Below are 17,402 nucleotides of genomic sequence, written 5' to 3' on the forward strand. Positions count from 1 at the left end.
ATGCTAAAGTGGCCCGTATGTCCACACCACCGCTCCCCGACGTCCCGTCCCCGGAAGTCATCGAGATCGAGCGGGCGCTCACCCGCATCACCTATCTGAGCACGCGCGCGCGGCAGCACGACCGCCTGATGGCCCTGGCCGACGTACCGCTGGACCGTGCGGCCGTGGCGCTGCTGCGCCAGGTCGCCGATTCCGAGCCGCTGCGCCCCGGGGAACTCGCCACCCGGCTGGGCGTGGAGGCCTCCCACGTCACGCGCACCGTGCAGCAACTGCAGAAGTCCGGCTACGTCACCCGCGTTCCCGACCCCGACGACCGCCGCGCCCAGCGCATCCAGCTCACCGACACCGGGCAGCGGGCCATCGACCGGATCCGCGAGGCCGGGGCGCGCGGCATGCAGCTGGCCTTGGCCGAGTGGTCGCCCGAGGAACTGCGCGAGCTCGCCACGCTCTTCCACCGCATGGTCGACGACTTCCTCTCCCACGCCGTCGACGACGAGGCCGAACAGCAGCCCGTGTCCCCGGCGGGCGGCGCCTGACCCCACCACGGACCCTGGCCGGAAGAGGGCTTCTACGGTCCAGTAGCATCGCGCGGCAGGTCACCAGAGGAGGAACCGTGCCCCGGTCCGAACGCTCGCCCCTGTTGCTCGCCGGCCTGCTGGCCGCCGCGGGTGTCGCCCACTTCGCCGCGCCACGCCAGTTCGACGCGACCATCCCGCGCGGTCTGCCGGGCTCGCCCCGGACCTGGACGCACGCGAGCGGCGTCGCCGAACTGGCGCTGGCAGCGGCCGTCGCCCTGCCGCGCACCCGGCGGACGGCCGCGCTGGCCACGGCCGCGTTCTTCGTCGGCGTGTTCCCCGCCAACGTCAAGATGGCCGTGGACTGGCGCCACCGTCCCGCCCCTTTGAAGGCAGCGGCCTTCGGCCGGCTGCCGTTGCAGGTGCCCCTCGTGCTGTGGGCGCGCAGCGTCGCCCGGACCGGGGAGGGCCGGTCGTGACCGGGCGTGTGGAGATCGGCGACACCATCGAGGACTTCACACTGCCGGACGAGACGGGCACGTCCCGCAGCCTGTCCGACCTGCTCGCCGACGGACCCGTGGTGCTGTTCTTCTACCCAGCCGCCCTGACCCCGGGCTGCACCGCGCAGGCGTGCCACTTCCGCGACCTGGCCGCCGAGTTCGCCGCCGTCGGCGCCCGGCCCGTCGGCATCAGCGGCGACCCCGTCGAACGCCAGCAGGAGTTCGCAGGACGCCACTCGCTCGGCATGCCGCTGCTGTCCGACGCCGACGGCACGATCCGGGAACGCCTCGGTGTCAAGCGGGGCTTCTCCCTCGCCCCCACCAAGCGGGTCACCTTCGTCATAGCCGAGGACCTGACGGTCCTGGAAGTGGTCCGCAGCGAGCTGCGGATGAACACCCACGCCGACCGTGCCCTCGAAGCACTGCGGGCCCACCGGGCGCGACGCGGGAAGTGACGGGGCCGCCCGGTTGCCGCAGCGCGCTTGATGCGGTGCGACAAAGGGACCATCCTGGATGATATGGAGCAGGCCTCCGCTGCGGCGATCACCGACGCCCGCGGCATCGTGACGGGGTGGAGCGACGGCGCCCGGAGGCTGACGGGATACCCGGCCGACGAGGTCGTGGGACGGCCTGCGCGGGAGCTGCTCGCCGAGGAGCCGCCGGACGGGGCCGTGGCGGCCCTCACGGGCACCGTCGCGCTGCGGCACCGCGACGGCGGCCCCGTCCCGCTCGACCTGAGGGCCAGCCCCGTGCTGGGCGCCGACGGCACCCCGGACGGCTACGTGATCACCGCCGAGCAGCCCAGGGGCCTCGAGACAACCCTCGCCGGGCGGGCCTTCCAGCAGGCGTCGATGTCGATGTCGGTCTTCGACACCCAACAGCACTATCTGCGCCTCAACGACGTCGCCTGCCGGGTCATGGGCGTGTCGGAGGAGGTCCTCCTCGGCCGGCCCTTCCCGGAGACCGTGGAGGACGCCGAGCACAGCCGCGGGTTTCTGAACAATCTGCGCCAGGTGGCCGAGACGGGACGGCCGGTCCGCTACGAGAGCTTCACGGGCGCGCCCTCCCTCAACCGGGAGCACGCCTGGAGCATCGAGATGTGGCCGGTACGGGATGCCTCCGGGGAAGTGACCGGGACCGCCCTGGCGGCCTTCGACAGCACCGAGCAGTACTGGGCGCGGCAGCGGCTGGCCATGCTGAACGAGGCGGCGACGGCCATCGGCACCACCCTGGACGTGGTGCGCACCGCCGAGGAGCTCGTGGAACTTCTCGTACCGCGATACGCCGACTTCGCCAGTGTGGACCTGCTGGAGTGGGTCCTGGGGGCGGACGAACCGCCCACGGTGCCGGACAGCGAGATCGTTCTGCGCCGCGTCGCCCACGGCTCCGTCACCGAGGGCACCCCGGAGGCCGTCGTACATCTGGGCGAAACGGACATCTATCCCGCATACTCGCCGCCCGCGCGGGCGCTGCGACAGGGGCGGGCGATCCTCAGCCAGGCGGGCGAGCCGGACTTCATGAGATGGGTCGACGAAGGCAACGCACGGGAACCCGCAGGCCGCCGCTACCGCCAGGGCGTCCACTCGATGATCGCGGTGCCGCTGCGGGCCCGGGGCACCACCCTAGGCGTCGCGTTGGCCATCCGCAGCACCCACCCGGACGACTACGGCGCCGACGACGTCGTCCTGGCCGAGGAACTAGCCAGCCGCGCCGCCGTCTGCATCGACAACGCCCGCCGCTTCGCCCGCGAGCGCACCACCGCCCTGGCCCTGCAGCACAGCCTGCTGCCCCGGGGCCTGCCCGGACAGGCCGCGGTCGAGGTCGCCCACCGCTATCTGCCGTCGGGCTCGCTCGCCGGCATCGGCGGCGACTGGTTCGACGTGATCCCGCTGTCCGGCAGCCGGGTCGCCCTGGTCGTCGGCGACGTCGTCGGCCACGGCATCCCCTCCTCGGCGACCATGGGACGCCTGTGCACGGCCGTCCGCACCCTCGCCGACGTGGACCTCCCGCCGGACGAACTCCTCACCCACCTCGACGACCTGGTCACCCACCTGGCGGCCGACGACAGCGGCGACGAGGTGGCGGAACTGGGCGCCACCTGCCTCTACGCCGTCTACGACCCGGTCTCCCGCCACCTCAACCTGGCCGCCGCGGGTCATCCGCCCCCGGCCCTGCTGCTGCCGGACGGCACGGCACAGCTCATCCCGCTGGCCGCGGGACCCCCGCTCGGTGTCGGGGGCCTGCCCTTCGAGGCGACCGACATGAAGCTGCCCGAGGGTGCCGTCGTCGCCCTGTACACGGACGGACTCATCGAGGACCGGGACCGCGACATCGACCACGCCACCGACGAGCTGTGCCGGGCCCTGACCGCGCGCGCCGGAACCCTCGACGCCCTGTGCGACACCGTGCTGAAGGCCGTCCTCCCGGAGGAGCCCAGCGACGACGTGGCCCTGCTGCTGGCCCGCACCCGGGCGCTGGGCGCGGACCGCGTCGCCACCTGGGACGTCGAGCCCGACCCCGCGCACGTGGCCGCCACCCGGCAGGCCGCCACCGAGCAACTGACGGCGTGGGGACTGGACGAGACCGCCTTCGTCACCGAACTGGTCGTCAGCGAACTGGTCACCAACGCGATCCGATACGGCGAACCTCCCATCCAGCTACGGTTGATCCGCGACCGCACCCTCATCTGCGAGGTCTCCGACGGCAGTTCCACCTCCCCGCACCTGCGCCGGGCCCACGCCTTCGACGAAGGAGGCCGCGGCCTGCTCCTGGTCGCCCAGCTCACCCAGCGCTGGGGCAGCCGCCAGACCGGCAACGGCAAGACGATCTGGGCCGAGCAGTCCCTGACGCCCTTCTGATCACTGGAAGGGGGGCAGCCTGAAGGGGACGGCTCACTCCTGACAGGACGGCTCACTCCTGAGGGCCGTCGGCCGCGACCTGGGCGAGAGTACGGCCGGAGCGCACGGAACGAGCCCGGCGCGGATCGGGGGTGCCCTGCCCGCGAGCGCGGCCCTCGGCCTTCTTCACCAGCAGCCAGGACTCGTTCTTCCCGCCGCGGAACCGGGTCAGGGCGTACTCGCCGTGCAGCTTCGACCCGTGCAGCCGGAACGTCGCGTGCCCGTGCTCCAGCGACTCCCGGAAGTCGACGGACCGCCCCTTCCGGTCGTGGCTCAGTGGCTCGTACGTGCCGTGATCCCAGACGATCACCGTGCCGCCGCCGTACTCGCCCTCCGGGATCACGCCCTCGAACTCCTCGTACTCCAAGGGGTGATCCTCGGTCGGCACGGCCAGCCGCTTGTCGTGGGGATCGTCGGACGGCCCCTTGGGGACCGACCACGACTTCAGTACGTCGTCGACCTGGAGCCGGAAGTCGAAGTGCACGGTGCTGGCGTCATGGATCTGCACGACGAACCGGGGCTCCTCGCCCGAGGGCGCCCGCCGCCCCTCCGGCTCACCGGTCCGGCCGAAGTCACGTTTGCCGCGGTAGTCCCGCAGCCGGTCGCGCTCAGCCACGGTCGCCTCCTTCCTCGACCGGCCGAGTACCCCCTCGAGAGGTCAGAACTCCTCGTGCACCTCCGGATCACCGCCGATGCGCCGGTGGGCGCGGTCGGCGATCGCCGTCATCTGGGCGGGGCCCAGCTCGAAGCCGAAGACATCGAGGTTCTCGCGCTGCCGCTCAGGGCTCCCCGACTTCGGGATGGGGAGCGCGCCGAGCTGGATGTGCCAGCGCAGGACGACCTGGCCGGGCGTCACCCCGTGGGCCTCGGCGACCGTGCCGACGACGGGATCGTCCAGCAGCGATGTGCCCCGGCCCAGCGGGCTCCAGCTCTCGGTGAGGATGCCCTTGCCGGCGTGGAAGGCGCGCAGCTCTTCCTGCGGGAACAAGGGGTGCAGCTCGATCTGGTTGACGGAGGGCAGGACCCCCGTCTCCTTCTCCAGCCGTTCGATGTGCTCGACCGTGAAGTTGGAGACGCCGATGGACCGGACGAGGCCCTCCTCGCGCAGCTTGATCATGGCCTTCCACGAGTCGACGTACTTGCCGACGCGGGGGAGCGGCCAGTGGATGAGATAGAGGTCGACGTACTCCAGGCCCAGGCGGGCGCGGGACTCCTCGAAGGAGGCCAGCGTCTCCTCGTAGCCGTGGTGCCGGCCTGGGAGCTTGGTCGTCACCACGACCTCCTCGCGCGGGACTCCACCACCGGCCACGCCACGGCCGACACCGGTCTCGTTGCGGTAGTTCGTCGCCGTGTCGACCAGGCGGTAGCCCGCCTCCAGCGCACTGCGTACGGCCTGCTCGGCCCGCGTGTCGTCCATCGGCCAGGTGCCGAGGCCGAGAGCGGGGATCGCCGTGCCGTCGTTGAGCCGGTGCGTGGGGATGCTGCTCACTGTCGGACCTTCCCTTTGACTGTGTCGGACACCAAGCGTCACGGACAGGGTAGGCAGTGATCGAACGACGAGACGCCATCTGAGGCCGAGCTCCCCGGAAACCGTTTGCCGTACGAGGCCCTGTCGCCACGCACAACGAACGCTGTCACGATCTTCAGGGAGCCGGCACCGACCGAGCCGGTACGGACGGATCATCGGAGCGCGCATGACGACGGACAGGACCAGGGCGGACCGCTCGGAGCGGGACACCGGCATCAAGGTGAAACCGGTCTCCGGACGCATCGGAGCCGAGATCACCGGCGTCGACCTGGCCGGCGAGCTCGACGACACCGTGGTCGCCGCGATCCGGGCGGCGGTGCTGCGCTGGAAGGTCGTGTTCTTCCGCGGGCAGCGGCTCGACCACGCCGGACACGTGGCGTTCGCCCGCCGCTTCGGCGAACCGGTCGTCCTGCGCCGGCGCGGGAGCGCCTCGCCGCGGGACTTCCCGGAGATCGAGACGACCGCGGACCGGCTGGAGCTGGGCGGCAGGTTCGGCATGGAGCACGACGAATGGCTGCGTCGCCGACGGCACAGCCTGCTGCGCGGCTGGCACTGCGACCACGGAGCCCGCATCGACCCGCCGGCCGCGACGATCCTGCGCGCCGAGACAGTTCCTTCCTACGGCGGCGACACCACCTGGTCCAACCTGGCCGCCGCGTACGCCGGACTCTCCGGACCGGTACGGGAGTTCGTGGACGGCCTGCGCGCCGAACACCGGCTGGGCGTCGGCTACCAGCCACGGCCGGGCGACGACGCCTACGTCCGGCATCTGCTGGACCATCAGGTCGCCTCACTGCACCCGCTGGTGTGCGTCCACCCGGAGACGGGGGAGCGCGTCCTGTACGTCAACGGCTACTACGTCGAGCAGATCGCCGATCTCTCCCGGGCCGAGAGCCGGGCGATCCTGGACATGCTGCTGGAGCAGGCCACCCGGCCCGAGTACACGGTCCGGTTCCGCTGGGAGCCGGGCAGCGTGGCCTTCTGGGACAACCGGGCCACCATCCACCTCGCGCCCGGCGACACCGCCCACCTCGACTTCCCCCGGATCATGCACCGGGTGATGCTCGCCGGTGACGTCCCGGTCGGCGTGGGCGGCAAGCCGTCGGAACCGATCGTCGGAACGGAGCCGGGCCGCTGGTGACCCGGGGCAGGTCCGAACCTAGTGCCCCGGCAGGCAACGTTCGCCCCGTCGCGACGCCCGGCACGCTGAGAGCACGCACCGGCTGCGGTCCTCGGCCGCTGCGCGGCGGGCGCTCCTTGACGGGCAAACGTTGCCTGCCGGGGCACTAGGCGCCGGGCTGCCGGCCCAGCGCCGGGCCCAGCTTCGTCGCCATGTCGGTGAGGATCTGCACGTAGTCCTCGTGCTCGAAGGTGAACGGCAGCGCGAACGCCACCTCGTCGACCTCGCGGAACGCGGCGTGCGCGTCCAGTCGTTCGGCGATCTCCTGCGACGTGCCGACCAGGTCGGGCGCGAACATCAGCCGCGCCGGACCCTGCGGTGAGGCGGTGCGAGGGGCGCGCTTCGCCGCGAACTCCTCGTACTTCGCGCGCTGTTCGGGCGAGGCGGAGTCGGTGGGGATGACGACGAGGCCCTGGGAGACGCGGGCCTCCTCGCCGTCGGGATGGGCGGCTCGGAAGGCGCGGATGTGCGACAGCTGGATCTCGGCGAAGTCCGTCGGCCCCTCGGGGTCCTCCGCCTTGACGACGCTGCTGGTCAGGAAGTTCATGCCGTGCTCGCCGGCCCACCGCGCCGAGCCGAGGCTGCCGCCGCCGTACCACAGACGGCGGCCCAGACCGGGGGAGTGCGGCTGCACGCGGTCGGAGAACACTTCGAACCCCTCGACCCCGCTGAAGTCGGTGGCCGGCTTGCCCCGTACGAAGTCCAGCAGCCGCCGCACCCGCTCGTAACCGAACTCCTCGGCGTCGGCGGTGTCCGGGTACAGCGCGTCCTTGACCTGCTCGTAGTGCATCGGCGGTCCGACGCTGACGCCCGGATTGAGACGACCGCCGGACAGCAGGTCCACGGTCGCCAGGTCCTCGGCCAGCCGCAGCGGGTTCTCCCAGCCCAGCGGAATCACCGCGGTGCCGAGCTCGATGCGGTGGGTGCGTTGCGAGGCCGCGGCCAGGACGGCGACGGGGGACGAGATGCCGTACTGCAGATGACGGTGGCGGACCCACGCGCTGTCGAAGCCCAGCCGCTCGCCCAGCTCGATGATCTCCAGCGTGGACTCGTGCCCCCGGCGCGGGTCGGCCGCGTCGAACAGCCCGATGGTGAGGAAACCGAGCTTGCGCAACGGTCGTGAGGTCGGTGGCATGGGCCCCTCCGTCATTGGTCGTTCTTGTCGTACCGCAGTGCCAACCGGAGGGTGACCAGTGGTGTTCCCATTGCCCTGATCAGGCCAGGGGAATGGTGACCTCGTCCTCGACCGGAGGATCGATCTCCTGCGCACGGTTGCCGGTGGCCGCGTAGCAGCGCAGGCGGACCGTTTCCGGGGTGACGTCCAGGCGGAGGAAGCACTTGAAGAACGGCGGACTGTATGTGGCCGAGCTCGGGGAGAACAGCTGCGTGTAGATCTTGCGCACGGGGAGCCGGAACCGCGAGGTGCGGTCGGGGCGGCCCCCGGCGCCCAGGAGGCTCGCCACGAGGCGCGTGCGCCGGGTGACCCGCGCGGGCCCGCCAGGAGTGCGGGTCGGCGGGATTCCCAGCCGCTCGGCGATCACGGCCGTGCCCTCGGCCTCGGTGAGGGTGAAGAAGCGGCGCAGGTGCAGCCGGCGGCCGTAGAGCCTGCTGTAGAAGGCGAGGGAGTCGCCGCGCAGCGGGTAGCAGCGGAAGTCCTTCTCGGTGACCTTCCCGACCGAGATGTGGGGGATGGTGTGGGTGGCGTGCATGAACGCACCGCCGCCGCCCGAGACGACGTACTGGATGGTCCGGCCGTCCACCTGCACCGGATAGCGCTGGTAGTTGTGGATGTCGCCGCCTATCGCCGCGACGTAGTGGTGGGCGGGGTCGCGGACGATGCCGTCGACGGTGCCGCCGCCGTCGATCGCGCAGGGATGGTGTTCGCCGTCCACGTACAGGGGGGAACCGGTGATGAGGATCTTCGGGCGGGGGCCCTGGGAGAGCTCGCGCAGCCAGGCGCCCTGTTCGGCGTCGAGGGTGCCCAGCAGACCGGTGTCAATGCCTATGATCCGGACCGGTCCGGAGTCGATGGCCCAGTACGGGCCCGGCTGGACGGCCTGTTGGGCCGACGAGCCCCGCAACGCCCGTGCCTCGTCGAGACGTTGGCCGTCGTTCTCGCGCGGCCGGTGCCACAGCAGGGACCGCAGCCAGGCTCGGGAGAGGGGGCGGGGTGCGGGTTCGGGGGCCAGGGCCGGGACGTCGTCGCAGAAGACGCGCATGAAGCCGCCGAGGTCCTCGTACCAGTCGTGGTTGCCGGGTATCGCGTAGATCGGCGCCCGGTAGTCCTGGTACGGCCGGAAGAACTTCGTGCCGTAGTCGTCCGCGCCGCCCACCGGGTAGATCACGTCACTGGCGAGGACGGCGAACCGCGTGTCCTGACCTATCTTCAGGAACCCTGGCACGACGGCGTATTGAGGATCGTCGCCCTCGCCGGTGTCGCCGATGACCAGGAACGAGAACCGGTCCGGATCGTCACGTCGGACCACCTTGTCGGCGGGGGCACCGGCCGCCGCCCGCTGCGCCACCCACCTGGTTCGGGTACGCCCCGTGGGGTCCCCGAACCAGGACGCGACCACGCCGTTGCGGGAGACCCACAGCGTCTTCGGGTTGAGCCAGGAGACCTTCTCGACCTTGTGCGGCATCAGCCGCTTGTACGCACCGTGTTCCGCGGTGCCCCAGCCGGCGCCCTCGGCGGTATCGCGTGAAGAGTCAGACACCGGTGCACCGTAACAACGATCTAGAACCGGGCGAAGGCCCGCCCCTTGAACCGGGGTTCACCAACGATGGGCGTGCGACGGTGCCCTCGACGAATCCCGCGGATCCTGCACGGCGCCCTCCCCGCTCTCGAAGAGGGAGCCGGGCTCCGGCGCGGAAGGCTCGGCAGGTGCGGTCCGGGTGGCACGCGGTGAGGAGGCGGGCGGTTTCCGGTCGCCGTCGCCCAGGACCAGCAGCGGGTCGAACATCACCACCACACCGGCCAGGAGGAGGAAGATGACGGGCCCCAGCAGCATGGGCAGCAGCAGCGAGGTGGGCGAATCGCCGGCCCAGGTGCCGCCCGTCGTGTCGTGCACATGGACGCTGACGGCGGCCATCCCCGTGTAGTGCATCCCGGACACGGCCACGCCCATGATGAGACTGGCCCCTAAGCTCGTCACGAAGCCCCGGATCGACACGGCCGCCCACAGGGCCGCGGTGGCGGCGATGATCGCGATCACCACGGAGAGCACGACGACGGACGGGCTGTAGTTGATGTCGCCGTTCAGATGCATCGCCGCCATGCCCAGGTAGTGCATGGCGGCGACGCCTAACCCGGTGATGACGCCCGCGATGGCCAGCGTGGAGCGGCCGGCGCCGCGATAGCCCACGGTGAACACGCCGATGCCGACCACGACGATCGCCACGGCGAGACTGAGCACCGTCAGGCCCACGTCGTAACGGATCCGGGTCTCCTCGACCTGGAAACCGATCATGGCGATGAAGTGCATCGTCCAGATGCCGCAGCCGATCGAGGCGGCGCCGAGCGCCAGCCAGCCGGCCTTCCACGACTGCCCGCCGAGGAGCGTGCGGACGATGCAGCGCAGCCCCAGAGCCCCGCCCAAACACGCCATCAGATAGGCCGCCACAGGGGTTACCGCTCCGTAGCGGAACCCGTCAACTGTGCCTTCCATAGACAACTTCCCCCCGAGTCAAGGCTGATTGCGGGGAAGATTTACGTGTCAAGCACTTGCAAAGCAAGGGCTTACCGAGGGTAGGAGAAGAACTCTTTTTTCCCAGGGATCGACTCCGGTCACACAACGGCGAGTTCCAGCCAGACGCGCCCTTCGGCGCGTCCGGTGTGACAGTCTCTTCGGCACACTGCGTGCCGTCGGGGTCAGAACGTGCGCTTGAGGAGATCGAGCAGCGCGTCCCAGTGCCGCTCGTCGGCAGCTCGGTCGTACGAGGCGGTGTCGGCCTGCGTGAAACCGTGGTGCGCGCCGGGATAGACCTCGCAGCGGTGCCGGACGCCGGCCTTGGTCAGCGCCTCCTCCAGGCGTTCGATCTGCTCCACGGGCAGCGAGGGGTCCTCGTCGGCGTGGCCGAAGTACAGCTCGGCGGTGATGTTGTCGGCCACCAGATGCGGGCTGTCCGGCGCGTCGGTCGCCAGGCGCCCGCCGTGGAAGCCGGCCGCCGCGGCGACCCGGTCCGGGTAGGTGCCGGCGGTGAGCAGCGCGAGCCGGGCGCCCATGCAGTAGCCGGTGAGGGCGACCGGGCCGGCGGCGGCCTCGGGGCGCTCGGCCAGCCAGCTCAGATAGGCCCCGGCGTCCCGCATCGCGAGCTCCGGCGTCAGCGCCTGCATGATCGGGCCGATCCGCTCGAAGATCTCCGGCCGCGCTCCCGGATCGATGAACTCCGGCAGCTCGACGACGGGCGTACGTCCGTGCCGGTAGAACAGGTTGGGCACCAGGACCGTGTAGCCGTGCTCGGCCAGCCGGTCCGCCATGGAGGTCAGCCGCGGGCGCAGGCCGAAGGCGTCCATGTAGAGCAGGACCGTGGGATGAGGGTCGCCGTCGGCGGGGTGGGCCAGGTAGGCGTCGGCGGTGCCGTCCGCGGTGGGGATGTCGACAGCGGTTCCCTGTATGGCGTTCATGGGCGGGCTGCCTCTCTGCAGGGGGAGTCGGCGAAGGACCTGCCGGGCCGCGTGCGACGGGGCAGATCGAGATCATGGTGACACGCGACATTCCGGGCGCCGGAGCCACCCCCTGCCAGGCTCCGAGGCCCGGGGCCTCACTCGAACCGTGTCGCGTCGCCCGCCCCCCGGCGCACGATCTCGACCTCGCCGCCGGAGAAGTCGATCACCGTCGTCGGTTCGGTGCCGCAGTCGCCGGAGTCGACCACCGCGTCCAGGACGTGGTCCAGCCGGTCCTTGATCTCCCAGCCCTGCGTCATCGGCTCGTCCTCGTCGGGCAGGAGCAGGGTGCTGGACAGCAGCGGCTCGCCGAGCTCGGTGAGCAGCGCATGGGTGACGACGTGATCGGGGATGCGCACGCCGACCGTCTTCTTCTTGGGGTGCTGGAGCATGCGGGGCACCTCCTTCGTCGCGGGCAGGATGAAGGTGTAGCTGCCTGGCGTCGACGCCTTGATCGCGCGGAACACGTCGTTGTCGACCCGTACGAACTGGCCGAGCTGCGAGAAGTCCTGGCAGACGAGGGTGAAATGGTGCCGGTCGTCCAGCTTGCGGATCGTACGGATCCGGTCGATGCCGTCACGGCTGCCCAGCCGGCAGCCCAGCGCGTAGCAGGAATCCGTGGGATACGCGATCAGCGCACCCGACCGGACGCTGTCGGCGACCTGGGCGATGGTGCGGGGCTGGGGGTTGTCGGGGTGCACGTCGAAGTACTTCGCCATTCGGCGAGCTTATGCCGTGCGCCGGAGATCAGCGCGGAGGGTGGAGGTGTGGCGGGTGTGTGGACCTGGGGGCGGGACGGTGGCGAAATCTCTTGGACAGTCGCTGCGCAACGCTGAGAACAGCGGCGGACGGCTGGTGGGCCACGTGATGATCAAGCGTGGTGCCGCCGACTCCGCGCCGGCCGAGGTCGGTTACTGGACGGCGGTACACGCACGCGGTGCCGGAGTGTGGCGCCCCAGGCTACGTGCGCGACACCCGACCGCACCGCGGCCACCGGCCCGCCGTGAGCAGGGCGGCCCCCAAAGGCGGGTGAGGTAACGTCCCGAGCGGTATGTGTGGATGAAGCGAGGGGCGAGGAGAAGGCCGACGTGGCTGGCCGGGATGACGAGTTCCGTCGTACGGAGGTGAAGGACACCGCGGACATGGCCTGGGCGCAGGAGTTGCTCGACCATCTGCGGCCGTCCGGGCGTGACGTGCGCAGGCTCGTGAACTGGCTCGCACACACCGTCCAGGGCACGGCCTCCTTGCAGGACGAAGCCGGCACCCTCCTCGCCGGCCCCCGAATGCCGCTGGACAAGGACCTGGTCGCGGACATCATCGCCGGACGGATCGCCACCGCCGCATGGGAAGAACAGGGCCGCCACCTGCGCCTGGTCCGAGTGGAACTCCCGCAGCCGGCCGCGGCCGGCGTACTCGCCGTGGCGCGCACGACGCCGTTCGACCGGCGCGCCTTCGACACCGTGACGCACACCGCCCAGGTCGTCGAACTCCTGCTGCGGGCACGCGAGACCACGGAGGCCCGACGCCGCCTGGCACGGGCGACGTCCGATCTGCGGCTGGCGATCCTGCAGCTGCTGATGGTGGAGGACACCGTCGCGGCGCGCCGCGTCGCCGCGGGCCTGTGGCCCGGCCTGCTCGACACCGACATGGCCTGCGTCTACGTACTCGAAGGCACACCCGAGGAGCGCGACCGGCTCGCCGAGGAGTGCCTCGTCGCCACGCGGGAGCGAGCCCTGGTCGTGCGCTGCCCCGCGATGGACGAGCACGTGATCGTGGTGATGCCCGGCGAGGCCGCGGGCGAGGCACTGCGGTCGCTGATCGACCGGAACCCCGGCACGTTCCTCGGCGGCAGCGTCCCGCAGAGTCTCGCCCGGACCGCCACCGCCTACGGGCAGGCCGTCAGCGCCCTCGCCGTCGCGCGCTTCCGGCCGGACAAGGCCGCGGTGTACGCCGAACGCACCCACCCCGAACGCCTGATGGACCCCGGCGCCCTCCGCGACTGGACCGGCCACGTGCTGCGCCCGCTCGACACGCTGCCGCACCACACGCGCGCCGAACTCCTCGCCACCACACGGCTGGGCCTGGAGTTCACCGCGGTCAACGCGGCGAAGGTCCTCGGCGTGAGCCGCAACACCGTGCGTGCCCGCATGGAGCGTGTGGAAGCACTGCTGCGCACGGACTTCTCCGACCTGACCGTCCGCGCGGTCGCCCACCTGGCCCTGAACACCCAGGTCGGCCTCGCCGAGACACCGCCCGAGCCGGTCGGCGCGCGGCCGGCCCGGCTCGCCGATCTGCTCGCCGGGACCGCCGTGCGGTCCTGGGCGCACGACCTGCTGGGCCGGCTGGACCCGAACGCCCGGGACCTGCGCCGGACGCTGCGCACCTGGATCGGCGCCGGAGGCAACTCCGAGCGAGCCGCCCAGATGCTTGGCATGCACCCGCAAACCGTGCGGGAGCACGTCCGCAGCGCTGAACCCGTCCTCGAACGCCGGCTCCTCGCCGCCGGCAGCGACCTGTACGAGGTCGTCCTCGCCCATCTGGCCGTCGGTGACCTCGAACCACCCGTCCTCGACAGGACGAAACCGGGCCATCCGGACTCATCTGTGCACGGGTGAGCCCCGGGGGCGGTGCAGCGGGCATCGGAGCGATTCACAACGGTTCCAGCCAGCACGTAAGTTCAAGACACCGCGGGGGCACGACCGGAACGGGGGACCGGTCGCGCTCCCGCGACGCGACGTCTTCACCCGCGCAACCGCACGGGGATCTCCTGCCAGTCGAAGGCGATGAAGGACGGCACTTGCCGCAGCTCGTCCTCGGTTGCGGCGAGGCGCAGGCCGGGAAAGCGGTCGAACAGCGCGGGCAGCGCGGTGAGGGCCTCCAGCCGGGCCAGCGGCGCCCCGACGCACCGGTGCACGCCGATCCCGAACGCCAGATGGTCCTCGGCGCCGCGCGCGGCGTCGAAGGCGTCCGCGTCCGGCCCGTAACGCGCGGGATCCAGTCCGGCGGCGGCGTACGTCGTGATGATGGCGTCGCCGGCCGGGACGGTGACGCCGCCGACGGCGAGGTCGGTGACGGCGAACCGCAGCGGCAGCGAGGCGATGGACGGCTGGACCCGTAACGTCTCGTCCACGACGGCGTCCCAGCCGATCTCCCCGGACCGCACGGCCGACAGCTGCGCGGGATGCCGGAGCAGGGCGACGACCGCGTTGCCGATGAGGTTGACGGTGGTCTCGAACCCGGCGCCGATCACCAGCAGCAGCGTGTACAGCAGCTCCTCGTCACTGAGCCGGTCCCCGTCCTCGTCCCGTACGCGGATCAGCTCGGTGGTCAGGTCGTCGCCGGGGTGCTCGGCGCGGTGGGCGATGAGCGCGGGCAGCACCGTGCCGATCTGCCGTTGCGCGGACGCGGCGTGCTCCGGGCTAGGTGTTCTGTCCACGGAGGTTGGTGACAGCGATCACTGACGTGTGGTCTTGAAATGGGTGAGGGCCTTCTGGCTCGGTGTGGATTGCGACATCTACGCCGGACGACAGAAAGGCCCTCGTGCCCCACCGTAATGCACCCCTGACCGAGACCGGACGCCTGCGCCTGGCCCGCTGCGTGGTCGAGGACGGCTGGACCCTGCGCCGGGCCGCTGAGCGATTCCAAGTCTCGCCAACCACCGCACAGCGATGGGCCGACCGCTACCGCCGGCTCGGCGAGCCTGGCATGGCCGACCACTCCAGCCGCCCCCGCACCAGCCCGCGACGGACCCCGACCCGTACCGAGCGCAGGATCATCAAAGTCCGCGTACTGCGCAGGTGGGGGCCAGCACGGATCGCAGGCCTGCTCCGCCTGGTGCCGTCCACCGTGCACCGGGTGCTGACCCGCTACGGCCTGGCCCGCCTGACCCACCTCGACCGGGCCACTGGGCGCGTCATCCGTCGCTACGAACGTGCCAAGCCCGGCGAACTGGTCCACGTCGACATCAAGAAGCTCGGCAACATCCCCGACGGCGGCGGCCACAAGACCCTCGGACGCCAGGCGGGCCGCAAGACCCGGTCCGGCGCCGGCTACAGCTACCTCCACAACGCCGTCGACGACCACTCCCGCCTGGCCTACAGCGAGATCCACGCAGACGAGAAGAAGGAGACCGCTGTCGGCTTCTGGAGTCGCGCCCAGGCGTACTTCGCCACCTGCGGGATCACCGTCGAACGCATCCTGACCGACAACGGCTCCTGCTACAAATCCCACCTGTGGCGAGACGCCCTGGCAGCAGCCGGGATCACGCACAAGCGAACCCGCGCCTACCGGCCGCAGACGAACGGCAAGGTCGAACGCTTCAACCGCACCCTGCTCGACGAATGGGCCTACGCCCGCCCCTACCGATCAGAGCAGGAACGACGCGACGCCTTCCCCAGCTGGCTGCACACCTACAATCACCACCGCGGACACACCGCGCTCAAGGGCCAACCACCCGCCAGCCGCGTCCCTAACCTCTCAGGGCAATACAGCTAGGGCCTGTCCGGCGGATCAGGTCGCAGGAAATCGGCGGCGACTAATGAACGCAGGTGAGCGGGGTCTGGTGCGTCCAGCTGCAAGGCGGAGGAGGGAGTCGACGCGATGGGGGTCCCCCCGCTCGAGCGAAGCCGAGAGTGGGGGAGTCGGCGACCGACGACAACGCGGCAGATGGGCGTGCCAGGCCCCGCGTCTGCGGCATGATCCGCCGGACAGGCCCTAATGTCGGAGGTGTCCATGATGGCCGCGATCAGCCGGGCGGTGTCCGCCCGCAACTCCTCGGGCACACCGAAGAGTTCGCAGATGATCCGCATCGGCAGGGGATGGGCCAGCCCGGCCCGCAGATCGACCACGTCGGGGCCGGCCGCGTCCAGCGCGTCGAGCAGCTGCGCGGTGATCGCCTCCACCCGCGACCGCATCGCCTCGGTGCGCCGGTGCGTGAAGCTCGGCGCCACCAGCTTGCGCAGCCGCGCGTGGTCGGCGCCGTACATGGAGAGCATGTTGACCACGCCCACCCAGCCCAGCACCCATCCCCAGGAGGGGTGCTTGCGGGGGTCCTTGCTGACCCGCGGATCGAGGATCAGCTCCTTGAGGATGTCGTAGCCGGTGGGCGCCCAGGCGGGGATGCCGCCGGGCAGCTCCACCGGCACGATCGGGCCGAGGGCGCGCAGCCGGGCACTCTCGCCGGCGATGTCGGCGCCGAACGGATCGAGGGCGATGCGGTCGGTCATGGTCACGACGGATCTCCTGGCAGTCGGTGGAGCGGCGGCGGAGACGCGGCCCGCTCGGGGCCGACCGCGGGACCGTGCGCCTCATGGTCCGGTCGGAGTGGCGTGCGCGCCAAGTCCGTGTCGTCGTACGGCTGTTGCTTCCCCCAATGTGTCCGTGCCGGCGGCGGGACCACCGGCCGCCAGGGCCGGTCTTTCGATTTCCCGCGGCACAGTACTGCCACGCGGTGTGCCCGGTCGGAGGTGGGGTACTCGGGCCGTCCCGGAACGACAACCGCTGGAGGAGGCCCGTATGACCAGCACCACGGAGACCGGCGGCGTGACCGGTACGCCGGACAAGGACTACAACCTCATCTGGTACGTGGAGGCGTGCCTGAACAACGCGCTGCGCCTGGAGACCTACATCCAGGACGCGGAGCGCGAGAAGGACACCGAGGTCGTCGACCTGTTCCGCAAGGCTCAGGCGGACAGCCGCAAGGGCGCCGAACTGGGCAAGGGACTCCTGCGCGCGCGGCTCAACGGCAGCTGACACCGGTTCGCGCCCAAGGCCCGGTCGCCGGGGAATCTCCCGTGGCCGGGCTTTCGGCATGCGGTCGGAGACCAGTCGCGGATCAGTCGGAGGCCAGGGGTGGGCACCGGAACCCAGGGAACGAGCCCTCAACTTCCGTTTGATACGCAGGGTTTACACTGACTCGGCCCGTGCTGCCCATGGGACTTGCTAGGGTTACCCGTCAGTAGCAAACAGTAATGGGGGCGCGGGGACCCGGTGGACCAGCACCGAGGCGATACCCATCAGGCGGCCATCGAACTCCAGTTCCTCGCCCACGATCCAGACAGGTGAGACGCGACATATGGCTCGTTCCCTGGTCGACCTGCTGACCGCGCACGCCGCGC

15 protein-coding genes and 2 pseudogenes are annotated in these 17,402 nt (G+C 71.0%); 8 read left to right on the top strand and 9 right to left on the bottom strand.

Annotation, left to right across the window (positions count from 1 at the left end):
- Nucleotides 1–17: 17 nt before the first annotated feature.
- From Q4V64_RS52355 to Q4V64_RS52370, 4 genes are all read left to right on the top strand, one after another.
- The gene (locus Q4V64_RS52355; protein WP_124445532.1) at nucleotides 18–536 is read left to right on the top strand and encodes a MarR family transcriptional regulator; all 519 of its coding nucleotides are present in this window, start codon (nucleotides 18–20) and stop codon (nucleotides 534–536) included.
- A gap of 77 nt (nucleotides 537–613) precedes the next feature.
- A complete protein-coding gene (locus tag Q4V64_RS52360) occupies nucleotides 614–994 on the top strand; it encodes a hypothetical protein (RefSeq protein WP_124445533.1) in 381 nt (126 codons plus the stop codon).
- Nucleotides 991–1,470 (top strand): peroxiredoxin, encoded by a 480-nt coding sequence (locus Q4V64_RS52365; RefSeq protein ID WP_124445534.1) that lies wholly within the window; start codon nucleotides 991–993, stop codon nucleotides 1,468–1,470. Before Q4V64_RS52360 ends, Q4V64_RS52365 begins: the two co-directional genes overlap by 4 nt.
- Before the next feature lie 63 nt (nucleotides 1,471–1,533).
- Nucleotides 1,534–3,873: a SpoIIE family protein phosphatase gene (locus Q4V64_RS52370; protein ID WP_124445535.1), complete on the top strand. Its 2,340-nt coding sequence runs from the start codon at nucleotides 1,534–1,536 to the stop codon at nucleotides 3,871–3,873.
- A gap of 52 nt (nucleotides 3,874–3,925) precedes the next feature.
- On the opposite strand, the gene Q4V64_RS52375 is transcribed toward Q4V64_RS52370, so the two are convergent.
- Together Q4V64_RS52375 and Q4V64_RS52380 are read right to left on the bottom strand one after the other, a co-directional pair.
- The gene (locus Q4V64_RS52375; RefSeq protein ID WP_124445536.1) at nucleotides 3,926–4,528 is read right to left on the bottom strand and encodes a DNA polymerase ligase N-terminal domain-containing protein; all 603 of its coding nucleotides are present in this window, start codon (nucleotides 4,526–4,528) and stop codon (nucleotides 3,926–3,928) included.
- A 42-nt stretch (nucleotides 4,529–4,570) separates the two neighbouring features.
- Entirely contained in the window at nucleotides 4,571–5,401 is an 831-nt protein-coding gene (locus Q4V64_RS52380) for an aldo/keto reductase (protein ID WP_124445537.1), read from the bottom strand.
- 205 nt (nucleotides 5,402–5,606) lie between these two features.
- On the opposite strand from Q4V64_RS52380, the gene Q4V64_RS52385 reads away from it, so the two are divergent.
- Nucleotides 5,607–6,581, top strand: a complete 975-nt coding sequence (locus tag Q4V64_RS52385; protein WP_124445538.1) for a TauD/TfdA family dioxygenase — start codon at nucleotides 5,607–5,609, stop codon at nucleotides 6,579–6,581.
- A gap of 145 nt (nucleotides 6,582–6,726) precedes the next feature.
- Here Q4V64_RS52385 and Q4V64_RS52390 read toward each other — a convergent pair whose 3' ends face one another.
- From Q4V64_RS52390 to Q4V64_RS52410, 5 genes are all read right to left on the bottom strand, one after another.
- On the bottom strand, nucleotides 6,727–7,755 hold the full coding sequence (locus Q4V64_RS52390) for an LLM class flavin-dependent oxidoreductase (RefSeq protein WP_124445539.1): 1,029 nt from the start codon (nucleotides 7,753–7,755) through the stop codon (nucleotides 6,727–6,729).
- A 79-nt stretch (nucleotides 7,756–7,834) separates the two neighbouring features.
- Nucleotides 7,835–9,337, bottom strand: coding sequence for a metallophosphoesterase (locus tag Q4V64_RS52395; RefSeq protein WP_124445540.1), 1,503 nt, complete (start codon nucleotides 9,335–9,337; stop codon nucleotides 7,835–7,837).
- A gap of 57 nt (nucleotides 9,338–9,394) precedes the next feature.
- Nucleotides 9,395–10,288 (bottom strand): MHYT domain-containing protein, encoded by an 894-nt coding sequence (locus Q4V64_RS52400; RefSeq protein WP_124445541.1) that lies wholly within the window; start codon nucleotides 10,286–10,288, stop codon nucleotides 9,395–9,397.
- Nucleotides 10,289–10,491: 203 nt separating this feature from the next.
- Nucleotides 10,492–11,247, bottom strand: a complete 756-nt coding sequence (locus tag Q4V64_RS52405; RefSeq protein ID WP_124445542.1) for a dienelactone hydrolase family protein — start codon at nucleotides 11,245–11,247, stop codon at nucleotides 10,492–10,494.
- Between the two features lie 137 nt (nucleotides 11,248–11,384).
- Nucleotides 11,385–12,005, bottom strand: coding sequence for an L-threonylcarbamoyladenylate synthase (locus Q4V64_RS52410; RefSeq protein WP_172629599.1), 621 nt, complete (start codon nucleotides 12,003–12,005; stop codon nucleotides 11,385–11,387).
- Nucleotides 12,006–12,428: 423 nt separating this feature from the next.
- Between Q4V64_RS52410 and Q4V64_RS52415 the strand changes: the two genes are divergently transcribed.
- Nucleotides 12,429–13,901, top strand: a complete 1,473-nt coding sequence (locus Q4V64_RS52415; protein ID WP_124445548.1) for a helix-turn-helix domain-containing protein — start codon at nucleotides 12,429–12,431, stop codon at nucleotides 13,899–13,901.
- Between the two features lie 125 nt (nucleotides 13,902–14,026).
- Here the strand turns inward: Q4V64_RS52415 and Q4V64_RS52420 are convergent.
- Nucleotides 14,027–14,710: pseudogene (locus Q4V64_RS52420) on the bottom strand (cytochrome P450); the annotation flags it as partial.
- A gap of 116 nt (nucleotides 14,711–14,826) precedes the next feature.
- Between Q4V64_RS52420 and Q4V64_RS52425 the strand changes: the two are divergent.
- The gene (locus Q4V64_RS52425; protein WP_303715204.1) at nucleotides 14,827–15,780 is read left to right on the top strand and encodes an IS481 family transposase; all 954 of its coding nucleotides are present in this window, start codon (nucleotides 14,827–14,829) and stop codon (nucleotides 15,778–15,780) included.
- A gap of 194 nt (nucleotides 15,781–15,974) precedes the next feature.
- Here Q4V64_RS52425 and Q4V64_RS52430 read toward each other — a convergent pair.
- A pseudogene (locus Q4V64_RS52430) lies at nucleotides 15,975–16,517 on the bottom strand (cytochrome P450); the annotation flags it as partial.
- A 283-nt stretch (nucleotides 16,518–16,800) separates the two neighbouring features.
- Here Q4V64_RS52430 and Q4V64_RS52435 point away from each other — a divergent pair.
- A complete protein-coding gene (locus tag Q4V64_RS52435) occupies nucleotides 16,801–17,037 on the top strand; it encodes a hypothetical protein (protein ID WP_124444336.1) in 237 nt (78 codons plus the stop codon).
- Nucleotides 17,038–17,402 lie beyond the last annotated feature (365 nt).

Origin of the sequence: Streptomyces sp. NL15-2K (assembly GCF_030551255.1) — a bacterium.
Taxonomy (GTDB): domain Bacteria; phylum Actinomycetota; class Actinomycetes; order Streptomycetales; family Streptomycetaceae; genus Streptomyces.